The organism is Brevibacterium sediminis (genome assembly GCF_024895295.1).
Lineage (GTDB): Bacteria > Actinomycetota > Actinomycetes > Actinomycetales > Brevibacteriaceae > Brevibacterium > Brevibacterium sediminis.
The window spans coordinates 256,335-268,079 of sequence record NZ_JAHQRN010000004.1 but is presented as its reverse complement, the minus strand read 5'-3'; the positions used below and the strand labels follow the sequence as shown (position 1 = coordinate 268,079).

Sequence of the window (11,745 nt, the reverse complement as noted above, 5' to 3'; positions counted from 1 at the left end):
ACATGGGAGCTATAACAGACGCCACCGACAAGGAGCTCGAGGACTACCGGCAGGCCATTGTGGCCGAGCAGGAACGCCGCCGCACCCTCGCCCAGGCAGGACGGCAAATGGACGATCTCGCCCGCGCCGTCCTGACTGCGCAGGGCATGAACCCCGGCGACCCATGGGTGCAGCCGACCGACGCGACGAACTCCTACCCGAAGGACTGGGAGACCACCCACGTCGGGAAGGAGTGGGTGTCGCTGGTGTCCGGGAACGTGTGGGAGCCGGGAGTCTCCGCCTGGCGGGAAAAGACCACCGACGGCAGTGTCCCCGAGTTCGTGCAACCCACCGGAGCACACGATGCCTACCAGACCGGTGACCATGTGATGTTCGAGGGCTTCGAGTACGTGTCCACGATCGATAACAACACCTGGTCGCCCTCGGCCTACCCGGCCGGGTGGCAGAAAGTCGAGGAGTAACCACGTGTGGACATTCCAACGTTTCTCGCCAACTACGGCGGCCCCGGCGGTGTCGTCGCAGTCCTGGCGTGGCTGTTCCTCTCCGACCGTAAACAGGGCGCCGAGCGACGTGACGAGCTGCGCAAGGACATCGACCGGGAACAAGCCGATAACGACCGGCTGCGCGGTGAACTCGCGACCGCGAACACAAAGATCGCGCAGCTCGAGGCCGAATTGCGACGGTGCCAGCGTGGGGAGGACTGATCATGGGACGACATGACGGCCGCCGCGACCGCGAATTCCCACCCCGCTGGACTCTCCTCGTCGGCATCATTCTCGTCATTTTCTTCCTTGGTTGGACCTACTACGGCACACACCTGACGGAGAAGAAGGCAGCCGATGCTGAGGACCGGGCATCGTCCCTGGCCGATCAGGTCGCCCAGGCCTGTGAAGAGGGAGCCGTGGAAGTCGGCGGTCGCGACATCTGCACCAAAGCTGAGCAGGTGAAGAAGTCCGTCAAGCCTGCAGAACCCGGCCCACAAGGGCCGAGCGGCAAACCTGGCGTCCAGGGTGTTCCCGGTCCGGCCGGAAAACCAGGCAAGAGCGGAGAGAAGGGCGACCCCGGTGAGACCGGCAACCAAGGCCAGCCCGGTACCCAGGGAGATCCTGGTGATGAGGGGGCACCCGGCAGTGCCGGCAGCCCAGGAGAGAACGGGAAACCCGGAGCCCCCGGCACCGAAGGCAAGCCCGGGGCAAAGGGCCAGGACGGGAAGCCCGGGCAAGACGGTGCCCCAGGAGCCAAAGGCGAGAAGGGAGAGGCCGGTTCGACCGGACCGCCTGGCCGCGGCATCCAGACCGTCACCTGCACCAGCGATGGAGACTGGCTGTTCGAGTTCACCGACGGCACCAACGTCACAGTCGCCGGACCATGCCGAGCACAACAAGCCCCACCACCAACCGGCGACCCAACTGAAGCCCCGTAACCACGGGGCTTTCTCTTTGCCCTGAAAGGAGGGCTCATGGCCACTGTCCAGGAAGTAATCTCCCGCGCTGATTCGTGGGTGGGCCACACCGAGAAGTACAACAACCGCACCCGGTTCAACGACAAATTCTATGGACGCGAAGTCAACGGCGCGGCCTACCCCTGGTGCGCGGCTTTCACGTCGGTCATCTGCCAGGAATCGGGGATGCGCCCGAACGTCGACTACCCGCACTCAGCGGGCGTAGCGGTATGCCGAAACTGGGCGATCCAAAACAACCGCTGGGTATCCCCGTCGCAGATCCGCAAGGGAGACCTCGTGGTGTTCACGTTCTCCCACATTGCGTTCGCTCGCGCTGACGCAGCCGGCGGAGCGGTCAAGACCATCGAGGGCAACACCTCGGCTGGAACCGGAGGGTCGCAGCGCGACGGTGGCGGCGTCCACCGGCGCGTCCGTCCCCTGTCTCTCGTTCGCGGCGGCATCCGCCTCAACTTCACCAGCACCGAAACCACTACCAAGCCCACCGAACCAGAAGGGATCCTCGGCATGAGCGTCACCAACGCAGGCTTCAGAAACAAGGACGTCCCACTCCCGAAGGGGAAGTGGAAGTCCATCCCCATCGACGACGCCGGCGGTTACTCGCTCGGCATCCTCGCCAACGGCACCAGCTTCATCGCTGACACGGAACTCACGTTCAAGGGCCTCAAGCCGGGTGCCGCGGTCATCGGCCGCTTCTACCTCGTGTCCTACAAAAAGGGCACCAGGACTCGTCGTTTGAAGAACGGGACTTTCCCGGCGAAGGAGATCGTCGGTACTGCCGGCACCAGCCTCGGCTCGGTGATGCAGATGGCGAAGTCGTCCCGCACAGCCGACAAAGGCCGCAGCATCCGTCTCCGCTTCGAAGTGTTCGCCGGCACCAAGGGCGTCACCGTCACCAAAGCCTCCCACCGATTCGCAAAGGACTGACCCATGAGCCTCAACGACATCATCCCAGCGAAGTACCGCAAACCCGTCTACGTCGCCTATGCCCTCGTCGGCGTCGCACTCGGTGCGACCGCCACCGCCTACGGGCCCGACAACGTCCCCGAATGGCACGCCGTGACCACCAACGTCGTGCTCTACATCGGTGGCGCGTTCGGACTCACCGCGGCCGCGAACACCATCGTCAACCAGCGAGCCAACGGTGACGAGCCGATCATCGAACCCGATGACGACAACGACATCATCGACCCCGACGAAATCGAACCAGACGAGGAGCTCGATGATCTCGAGGTGGTGAAGGCCGACGAGCAGGCCGCGCTCGACGCGCAACTCGCCGCCGAGGTCGACGACACCCCACCACCCGACGACTACCAGCCCCGACACTGAGAGGACACCATGGCCACACCGATCATGCGCTACTTCGCATTCGACCACCTGCGCGCAGGAGCACTGCGAGACACCTCTGAGAAGTTCCACAGACTCGCCTGTGACATCGACGAGTCACTGCCCGATGGGCCGGAGAAGTCGACTAGCCTGAGGAAACTCCTCGAGGCGAAGGACGCAGCTGTCCGGGCTGCGCTCGACGCCTGACCCGGACCCCGACAATATGCCCCCACCGCTATCGCGGTGGGGGCTATTCGTCTGTCTCCTCAACGAGGCCCGAGAAGACTCCCGTCTTACGATAGGACTCGAACCTACGGCTGACCTCGTCTGAGATCTTCGGATGAACCCACCGAAGCATGTAGAACGCGCCAGCCTCAGCATCTGCACGAATGGCGCGTATCGCGGAACGATCTGCGCTCTGCTTTCCCGTAGGCCAGAACTGTTCCGTACGGTTTGCCAGATCACTAAGGAAGTGGGACACGTTCTGCGCAAATACGTCATCATCCTCGTCGAAATCAGGCCTGACCTTCAACGCATATTGCTGAAGACAGAGAAGACTTCTTTCTCGACCCACGGAAGAGCCGAAAATAGCCGAGAACTCCAGGAGGTAGTCCGACAGCTCTTGAAGGAATCGGACTTCTCGTTCCCTGCGACCTTGCTTCAGCATCGCGTTGATTTGCTGTTCATGCCTTTCCTCGGCCTTCTTAGACTCTGCCTTGAGACGAGAGATCTCCCCTTCGTGGCGCTTCCGCTCTTGGGCAGCCAGCGAGTTGGATCGCCGTAGGTTGATGCAGAAGATGACGATCGTGATCAGGGAACTCACGATGACGCCGCCAAAAGTCCCGAGCCAGCTCAGATCAGACATCCCTGCAGCATGGTCGGTCGTCGAACTAGTTAGCACTTCCACGGTGCTCCTCTCAAATGTCACAATAGAACGCATGTACTATAAGCAGTTCTCGCCGGGCCCACCCGAGTATCAAGAGGTTCTCAACGGCCTCGGCGCTCGCCGCCGCCCAGACCGCCAGAAGATTCCCGTCCGCGCTCGCCTCGTGTGGGAGAACGATGGGGAAGAGTGGAAGGACGGCCAAGCGTTGCGGCTTGATGCGGATGGTCCAGCGATCTTCGTTGAGTTCGTGGATCGCCGGTGCAAGTTCACAGGAGTATGGCTTCACCCTGACGACGTAGTCTGGGAGGGCAAGCCAATCTAGTTGGTTTGTTCTTCGTCTTCCCACACTTCCATCTCGGCGAGCTCCGCCCGCTCTTCTGCGCGCGCTTTCCGCATACCTCGGCGCACGCCTTCTTCGATGACGAAGATCGAGACGAAGAGAGCGATGAACACGACGATCGCAACAATGATGATGGGGCCGATAGCTTCCATGGTCAGTCTTCCTCACCGTCTTCGAACGACACGATTTGGCCGCCCATCTTCTTCTGCAACTCGTCGATGTTTCCGCCATTGATGATCCAGTTTTCACCCGTGAGCCAGTCGTCTCCCATTGCACCAAAAATCGAATCCTTGGTCGAGGCGATGCGGTCTTGTACCGCATCGTGTGTCAGGTAGGTGGACAGGACTGTATTCGTGCCACATTCGCCAGACTGAGCAGCACCGAGCACCTTGTCAGTTTGCTTCCATTCTTCACACTCACCGCCCGCCTTCACGAAGGCGTCACGGAGCGCTTCTACGTCGTTGTAGCTTCCTCCCGACGGGTCAGGGCCGCACCCTGCAAGTACGAGGGCGGCAATGGCAACAATCGGAACAATCGTTTTCCGCATGATCGGATCATAAGTGCGACCGAGCGAACACCGATAGAAACTACTCACTTAGTATCCGATTCGTTATCAGGCGATCTTCGCAAACAAAGAGGCATGTCGGCGCTGGTCGTCGTCGATGCCCGTGTAGATCTGCGTCGTCGACACGTTCGCGTGGCCCATGTTCTCCTGCACCGACCGCAGGTCGTGGGATCCCTGATAGGTGATCGTGCCGTACCGGTGCCGCAGAGAGTGGCCCGCCCACTTCCCAGGCAGCGCATCAGCGAGGAGCTCGATGACCCGCTTGTTCGAGAGGTGACCCTCGATCTTGCCCTCGAACACCCAACCGCCGGCATTCCCCCGGCCACGCTCGAGAAGACGAACCGCCAGCCCGTCGTCGATCGGCACGACCCGTGTCTTGTTCCCCTTCCCGTGGACGAGGATCGAGTAGCCGCCGGCTGACCCGATCACATCAGCGACGTTGACCAGGCAGATCTCGCATGACCGCATCGAGGCCTCGGCGCCGAGGCGAATCATGATCTGTTCGCGCTCGCCGGCGGTGGCGAGGGCTTGGCGGAGTTCGCTCTCGGGTATGGGGCGCGGGGAGCCTGGCTGGGTGCGCACGATGGGCAGGAGCGCGGCAGGGTCGGTGTCGATGTTCCCGGATGCGTGCGCCCAGGTGTAAAAAGCTCTCAGTGTGGCCCGGTGGCTGCGTTTCGTCTGCGACGACCAGGCGTGGGAGCCGAGGTATTCGATGAGCTGTTCGGTTGTCACCTCGAATGGGGTGAGGCCGCTCGTGTTGGCGAACCGCCGCAGGTGGTAGTGACGTTTGTCCTGTGTGGAGGTGGGGTAGTCGCTGGCGCGCATCCATTGAGTGAATTGCCGGAGAGGGTCTACCCAGGCTGCCGGCGTTGGCAGGGAAGTCATATGCCGATTCTGATAAGCCTTGAGCTCAATGACACGGGGTTTTACCACTTCGTGACTCCTATTTGATCGAATGGTTATCGATATTGACCTGCGGAAACAAACGGATGGAGACTGATTGATTGGGTGAGTGCCCGTGATGTCTCGAATCTGTTACATGACAGCGTTCATTTTGAGTTGAGAACGTCGGTGTAAGCGGTTCGAGCGGTGAGCAGTTCGTCGCGGACTGTCCGGTAGTAATCCACTTCTCCGCGGAACTGCGGGCTATCTGTCTGGGCATCGGCGGCGAGCTCGGCGATGCGCTTCGCACCGTATTCGAGGTGGCGTTCGCAGCGGCTAATTGTTTGCCCGATTTCGACGAGCCGGGCGGCGGTCTCTTCGAGATCGGTGATCATCGTGCATCGACCTCCACGAACGCAGCGGCCAGCGGGAAGGCCAACACTTCGGCGTCAATGCCACGATCATTCACGCTGGTCAGGCGAGGTTTCAGAGTCACTACGTTGCTCGATTGCGAGGCTTCCGCAATCTCGGCAGACGAGGAAACAGTGGGTTCCGGGTTCAAGTCCCGGGGGGTGCACAGAGAACTGAGAACCGCCTTCGACTTCGGTCGGGGGCGGTTCTTTCGCATTCACACCATCTGCCGGTGGGGTTCTGTTTCCGGCGAGGAGCATTCGCCTGCGGGATTTGCCAATAGCCCAACTGGGGGTGAGTAGCCCATGTTTGAAACTGGGCTGCTCACCTCGGAGTGGGCTATTGCGGGATTCCGGCCGGGCCGCTCATGGCATACGGCTTGCCGCCCCGCGGCTCAGTCCTGGCCGGCGCGGGCGTAGGCGCCGAGCACCTGGCGCTCGGAATCACCGAGGTAGGCGCCGAGGATCTTCGCCGCAGCCACCGGCCCCTCCGTGCGATAGATCTCGACGACTTCCTTGTTGCGGCCGATGAACGGCGCGTGGAGGAAGTCGAGGACCTCGACCTTGAGGAAGGCCAGCCGCAGCTCGGCGAGCACATTGGAGAACGACTGCATCAGCCGCCTGCTGTCCGAGAGCGAGACGACGGCATTGTGGAACTCCATGTTCGCCGTGCCGACCTCCAGCCAGTTCTCTTCGGCAGCGAACTTCTCGGCGGCTTCGACGGCCGCCTCCATCCTCACGGCGTTCGGGTGATTGCGCGGAGCGTGCTCGAGCACCGAGCACTCGACATGATGGCGCACCCGGTAGATGTCGACGACATCGGCGGTGCTCGGTGACGCCACTGAGACGCCTCGGTGCGGGATATGCGTGACCAGGCCCTGCTCCCCGAGGACCCGGAACGCCTCACGCAGAGTATTGCGCGAAACATCGAATTCCTTCGCCAGCGCGGTTTCGGACAGCCGCTCACCGGGGCGCAGCTCTCCAGCGATGAGGCGGTCAGTGAGCCTGTTGACCAGGGACGAATCGTGATTCACCTCTCCATCCTACTGAAACAGCACCCCGAACTCCCATCCGTCCGTCGACAAAGCGACGAAGAAAAGTGTGACCCCCGTCTATGTTTGTTGAACAATGAGTGCTAGATTGTTTACCACTTCACGTGTGCCAGGACACAGACATCGCTGTTCTCACCCCATCGGCGCACACGAAGGAACAATTGACCACCAGACAGTCGGAGACTCCCATGTCACACGCACCGGAATCCCAACCGCCGGAATCCTCTTCTACGGATGGGGCCGCCTCGGGCCTTGACAATGCCAAGAGCGAAATCGGATCCAAGATCAGCCGCAGCGCGATCATCGGCGCCATCTTCCTCATGGCCACCTCGGCGATCGGTCCAGGCTTCATCACCCAGACAGCCACATTCACGGCTCAGATGGGTGCGGCCTTCGCCTTCGCGATCTTCGCGTCGATCCTCATCGACATCGCCATCCAGCTCAATATCTGGCGGATGGTGACCTCCTCGGGCAAACGCGCAGCCCAGCTGGCCTCCTCGGCCGTGCCGGGTTCGGGCATCCTCCTGTCCGTCCTGATCGTCGTCGGCGGACTGGCCTTCAACATCGGCAATATCGCCGGTGGCGGCCTCGGCCTCAATGCGCTGCTGGGCATCGACCCGAAGCTCGGCGGACTGCTCACCGGCGTCCTGGCGATCGGCATCTTCCTGTTCAAACGCGCCGGAAAGGTCGTCGACGCCGTCGTCCTCGTCCTCGGCGTCGGAATGATCATCCTCACCTGTGTCGTCGCCATCGTCTCGAACCCGCCGGTCGGTGAGGCGATCAAACAGTCGTTCGTGCCCGACACCATCAACTTCGCCACCGTGACGACGATCGTCGGCGGCACCGTCGGCGGCTACATCACCTACTCCGGTGCCCACCGCTATCTCGACTCGGGCAAGACCGGCCCGGAGAATGCCGGTTCTGTCATGCGCTCGGCTCTGTCGGGGATCCTCGTCACCGGTGTCATGCGCTACGTCCTCTTCCTCGCCATCCTCGGCGTCGTCGCCTCCGGCGTCGCTCTCGACCTCGACTCGAGCGTGGCCAACCCCGCCGGTCAGGCCTTCGCCGCAGTCCTCGGCGATGCGGGAATGCGCATCTTCGGCGCGATCTTCTGGGCCGCGGCTCTGAGCTCGGTCATCGGCGCCGCCTACACCTCGGCGACGTTCCTCTCGGCGTTCTCCAAACGCCTCGAAGGCGGCTGGCCGCTGCAGCTGGCGACGGTGTCCTTCATCGTCGTCTCGCTCGTCGTCTACCTCGTCCTCGGCACGGCACCTGCCACACTGCTCGTCTTCGTCGGCGGCTTCAACGGGCTTATCCTGCCGATCGGTCTGACGATCTTTATGTACATCGGCTGGTTCAGGCCGCGCCTGCTGCGCGCTGATTCGTACCCGAAGTGGTTGCTCATCATCGGCACCGCGGCAACACTGGTCACGTGGTACACGGCCACACAGTCCATCGGCCCCATCTTCGCCATGATCGGAATCGGAGGGTGACATTGTCTGTCAACAGCGAACTGAGAATCGACCTCAACTCTGACCTCGGGGAGAACGTCCCCGACCGTGTCGTCAGCGACGATGCCGCCATGCTCGGCCTCGTCACCAGCGCCAACGTCTCCTGCGGGTTCCATGCCGGCAACCCGGAAGGCATCCGCGCCACCGTCGACGCCGCCACGAAGGAAGGTGTCGTCATCGGGGCCCACCCCGGATACGACGACTACGAGGGCTTCGGCCGCCGCGCCCTCGACGTGCCCGCCGCCACTCTGCAGGCCCAAGTCGAATACCAGATCGGCGCGCTCATCGGCCTGACCACAGCCGTCGGCGGAACCGTCTCCTACGTCAAACCCCACGGCGGTCTCTACAACGCGATCGTCCACGATGAGGCGCAGGCGAGGGTCGTCGTCGACGCGATCACAGCCATCGACGACTCGTTGGTCTTCCTCGGACTCGCCGGCAGCGTGGCCAACCGCGTCGCCGCCGAAGCCGGGCTGACCGTCGCCGCCGAGGCCTTCGCCGACCGGTCCTACAACCCCGACGGCTCCCTGGTCTCCCGGTCGGAGCCGAACGCTGTCCTCCACGACCCAGAGGCCGTGGCCGCCCGCGTCCTGCGCCTCGTCCAGACCGGGCAGGTCGAAGCCGTCGACGGCACCCTCGTCGACGTCGACGCGCAGTCCATCTGCTTCCACGGCGACAGCCAGGGATCCATCGACATGGCTCGGGCCGCCCGAGATCTCCTCGAATCCGAAGGCGTCACGATCGCCGCCTTCGCCGGAGCCGGACTATGAGTGCCGCCGCCCCGACAAAGACCATGGACACGATGCGGGCTGCGGGTGCGGAAGCCCGCGCACGCATCCGGGCAGGATTCGACGGTCCCACCTCGGGGATGGCACCGGGACTCGTCCAGGCGAACCTCATCTCCGTCCCCGCGGACTGGGCCTTCGACGTTCTCCTCTTCACCCAGCGCAACCCGAAGCCGTGCCCGGTCGTCGACGTCCTCGAACCCGGACAGCTGGCATCCGCACTCGCCCCGGGCAGCGATATCCGCACGGACATTCCCGGATACCGGATCTGGGAGAACGGCGCCCTGACCGACGAGGTCACCGACGCCACTTCAGTCTGGGAGCAGCATCCGGACCTCGTGTCCTTCCTCATCGGCTGCTCATTCACCTTCGAAAACGGCCTGACCGAAGCGGGCATCCCGATCCGCCACCAGGAGGCCGGTCGCAACGTGCCGATGTACCGCACGTCGACGGCCTGCCGTCCCGCCGGCCGGATCAGCGGAGACATGGTCGTGTCCATGCGCCCGATCCGGGCCTCCCAAGTCGCCGAGGCAGTGCGCATCACCGACCGCTTCCCCGCCGTCCACGGTGCACCGATCCACATCGGCGAACCCTCCCAGATCGGCATCGATGACCTCGGCGCCCCGGATTTCGGTGATGCTCCGGCCATCGAAGACGGCGACATTCCCGTCTTCTGGGCCTGCGGAGTCACTCCACAGGCAGCCATCCAGGCGTCGAGAATCCCCTTCGCGATCACCCACTCACCTGGGAAGATGTTCATCACTGACGAACCGGAAGACACCTACCGCCAATGACCTCGACACCTCCGGCCGACTCCCTGACCTTCCACACCGCCTCCACGCGCCACCTCCTCGTCGAATGCGCGGACCTGGGCACGACGATGGCCCTGCACCACAGTCTTGAAGCCGCCGATCTGCCCGGCGTCGCCGAACTCATCCCCGCCGCCCGAACAGTGCTGATCAGTTTTGATCCCGCACGCACGAACGCCGAGATCCTCGCCGAGGCAGTGCGCGGGCTCGGGCACACCGAGTCGGCCTCGGATGCGGCCCGTGAGGTGACGATCGATGTCCACTACGACGGGGACGACCTGGCCGAGGTGGCTGACCTCCTCTCTGTCTCCCCCGCCGAGGTGATCAAACGCCACCAGGCCGCAACCTGGCAGGTCGCGTTCGCCGGGTTCGCCCCCGGCTTCGGCTACCTCGCCGGCGACGACGAACTCTTCAACGTTCCCCGCCGCTCGTCCCCACGCACGCGAGTGCCCGTGGGATCGGTGGCATTGGCCGGCGAGTTCACCGGCGTCTACCCCCGCTCCTCCCCCGGCGGCTGGCAGCTCATCGGACGCACCGATGCGAAGCTGTGGGACCTGGACCGGGAACCACCGGCCCTGTTCGGACCCGGCACGATCGTGAAATTCGCCGAGGCGGGGCGCGAGACCGTCGAGGTCGCGGGCTCGAGTGCGGGGTCAGGTTCGTCAGGTGCGGCAGGTTCGTCAGGTGCGGCAAGTTCGGCGTCGGATTCTGCGGTGGATTCAGCAGCGGATTCGGCGTCCGATTCGGCGGCTGCTGCCACCCACTCCCTCGAGGTGCTGCGTCCCGGGCTGCAGCTGCTCGTCCAGGATCTCGGTCGCCCCGGTTTCGCTTCGATGGGAGTCTCCGCCGCCGGTGCCGCCGACCGCACCGCGTTGACCACCGCCAACCGTCTTGTCGGCAATGCCGAAACCGCGGCCGGGCTGGAGAGCTTCGGGGGCGCAGTGCTCCTGCGCTCCACGGGTGACGGCGTCGCCGCTGTCACCGGGGCCACCGGAGCGATCACCGTGACCGCTGCCGATGGCACGGTCCTCACGCCCCGCCTCGGCGAGGCCTTTGCCCTGGCCGACGGGGACGAACTCGAGCTCGGACCAACCGAGCGCGGAGTCCGCCGCTACCTCGCCGTGCGCGGTGGAATCGCTGTCGAGACGGCTCTCGACAGCAGCTCCGCCGACACCCTGGCCGGGCTCGGTCCGGCCGCCGTGGACAAAGGCACCACGGTGGGAGTGCACGATCCGCGGACGGCGCCCCACCTCGTCGATCCCAATCCCACGCAGCCAAGGGATCTTCCCCAGGCGGGTGAGACCGTGATGCTGAGCGTGACGCTGGGACCGCGCGAGGATTGGTTCACCGAGGCCGGGATCGAGACTCTGCTGTCACAGGAGTGGACGGTCACCCACGAATCCGACCGGGTCGGACTGCGCCTGAACGGTGAGGTTCCACTCGAACGTGCCCGAACCGGAGAGCTGCCCAGCGAAGGCGCGGTCACCGGTGCCCTGCAGGTTCCGCCGAACGGTCAGCCGGTGCTCTTCGGACCCGACCATCCGCTCACCGGCGGCTATCCGATCATCGCCAGCGTCGATGATGTCGACCTCGCCGCGCAGCTGCCTCCCGGCGTGAAGCTGCGCTTCACCACCTCTGCCCGACCGACGTCGAACGCCCACCCGGCCGAGCCGTCCCGCACCGCAGCAGGATCCCGCACCAACGAGAACGAAGGCTGAAC

16 protein-coding genes are annotated in these 11,745 nt (G+C 63.9%); 10 read left to right on the top strand and 6 right to left on the bottom strand.

Going from position 1 to position 11,745, the window contains the following annotated elements; all coding sequences use genetic code 11:
- Positions 1 to 2: 2 nt before the first annotated feature.
- From KTJ89_RS11195 to KTJ89_RS11170, 6 genes are read left to right on the top strand one after another with little or no spacing between them, the layout of a single operon-like run.
- On the top strand, positions 3 to 461 hold the full coding sequence (locus tag KTJ89_RS11195; protein WP_259357788.1) for a hypothetical protein: 459 nt from the start codon (positions 3 to 5) through the stop codon (positions 459 to 461).
- A gap of 6 nt (positions 462 to 467) precedes the next feature.
- Positions 468 to 704 (top strand): hypothetical protein, encoded by a 237-nt coding sequence (locus tag KTJ89_RS11190; protein ID WP_259357787.1) that lies wholly within the window; start codon positions 468 to 470, stop codon positions 702 to 704.
- 2 nt (positions 705 to 706) lie between these two features.
- Positions 707 to 1,423 (top strand): collagen-like domain-containing protein, encoded by a 717-nt coding sequence (locus KTJ89_RS11185; protein ID WP_259357786.1) that lies wholly within the window; start codon positions 707 to 709, stop codon positions 1,421 to 1,423.
- Between the two features lie 36 nt (positions 1,424 to 1,459).
- A complete protein-coding gene (locus KTJ89_RS11180) occupies positions 1,460 to 2,386 on the top strand; it encodes a hypothetical protein (protein WP_259357785.1) in 927 nt (308 codons plus the stop codon).
- A 3-nt stretch (positions 2,387 to 2,389) separates the two neighbouring features.
- On the top strand, positions 2,390 to 2,788 hold the full coding sequence (locus tag KTJ89_RS11175; protein ID WP_259357784.1) for a hypothetical protein: 399 nt from the start codon (positions 2,390 to 2,392) through the stop codon (positions 2,786 to 2,788).
- Between the two features lie 9 nt (positions 2,789 to 2,797).
- Entirely contained in the window at positions 2,798 to 2,992 is a 195-nt protein-coding gene (locus KTJ89_RS11170) for a hypothetical protein (RefSeq protein ID WP_259357783.1), read from the top strand.
- 43 nt (positions 2,993 to 3,035) lie between these two features.
- Here KTJ89_RS11170 and KTJ89_RS11165 read toward each other — a convergent pair whose 3' ends face one another.
- The 6 genes from KTJ89_RS11165 to KTJ89_RS11140 all read right to left on the bottom strand — a co-directional run bounded on the left by KTJ89_RS11165 (position 3,036) and on the right by KTJ89_RS11140 (position 6,902).
- A complete protein-coding gene (locus KTJ89_RS11165) occupies positions 3,036 to 3,650 on the bottom strand; it encodes a hypothetical protein (protein ID WP_259357782.1) in 615 nt (204 codons plus the stop codon).
- A gap of 339 nt (positions 3,651 to 3,989) precedes the next feature.
- Positions 3,990 to 4,163, bottom strand: a complete 174-nt coding sequence (locus KTJ89_RS11160) for a hypothetical protein (protein WP_259357781.1) — start codon at positions 4,161 to 4,163, stop codon at positions 3,990 to 3,992.
- A gap of 2 nt (positions 4,164 to 4,165) precedes the next feature.
- Positions 4,166 to 4,558, bottom strand: coding sequence for a hypothetical protein (locus tag KTJ89_RS11155; protein WP_259357780.1), 393 nt, complete (start codon positions 4,556 to 4,558; stop codon positions 4,166 to 4,168).
- A gap of 66 nt (positions 4,559 to 4,624) precedes the next feature.
- A complete protein-coding gene (locus tag KTJ89_RS11150; RefSeq protein WP_374990270.1) occupies positions 4,625 to 5,401 on the bottom strand; it encodes a tyrosine-type recombinase/integrase in 777 nt (258 codons plus the stop codon).
- Between the two features lie 224 nt (positions 5,402 to 5,625).
- Entirely contained in the window at positions 5,626 to 5,853 is a 228-nt protein-coding gene (locus KTJ89_RS11145) for a hypothetical protein (RefSeq protein ID WP_259357778.1), read from the bottom strand.
- A gap of 410 nt (positions 5,854 to 6,263) precedes the next feature.
- Positions 6,264 to 6,902, bottom strand: a complete 639-nt coding sequence (locus KTJ89_RS11140; protein ID WP_139908521.1) for a GntR family transcriptional regulator — start codon at positions 6,900 to 6,902, stop codon at positions 6,264 to 6,266.
- A gap of 206 nt (positions 6,903 to 7,108) precedes the next feature.
- Between KTJ89_RS11140 and KTJ89_RS11135 the strand changes: the two genes are divergently transcribed.
- The 4 genes from KTJ89_RS11135 to KTJ89_RS11120 are packed head-to-tail and all read left to right on the top strand — an operon-like array spanning position 7,109 to position 11,743.
- Positions 7,109 to 8,413, top strand: a complete 1,305-nt coding sequence (locus KTJ89_RS11135) for an NRAMP family divalent metal transporter (protein ID WP_259357777.1) — start codon at positions 7,109 to 7,111, stop codon at positions 8,411 to 8,413.
- Between the two features lie 2 nt (positions 8,414 to 8,415).
- Complete coding sequence (locus tag KTJ89_RS11130) at positions 8,416 to 9,201, top strand: LamB/YcsF family protein (RefSeq protein ID WP_259357776.1); 786 nt, start codon at positions 8,416 to 8,418, stop codon at positions 9,199 to 9,201.
- Positions 9,198 to 10,010 (top strand): putative hydro-lyase, encoded by an 813-nt coding sequence (locus KTJ89_RS11125; RefSeq protein WP_259357775.1) that lies wholly within the window; start codon positions 9,198 to 9,200, stop codon positions 10,008 to 10,010. The genes KTJ89_RS11130 and KTJ89_RS11125 overlap by 4 nt, the downstream gene beginning before the upstream one ends.
- Positions 10,007 to 11,743, top strand: coding sequence for a 5-oxoprolinase subunit B/C family protein (locus KTJ89_RS11120; RefSeq protein ID WP_259357774.1), 1,737 nt, complete (start codon positions 10,007 to 10,009; stop codon positions 11,741 to 11,743). The genes KTJ89_RS11125 and KTJ89_RS11120 overlap by 4 nt, the downstream gene beginning before the upstream one ends.
- The last annotated feature ends 2 nt before the right edge of the window (positions 11,744 to 11,745 follow it).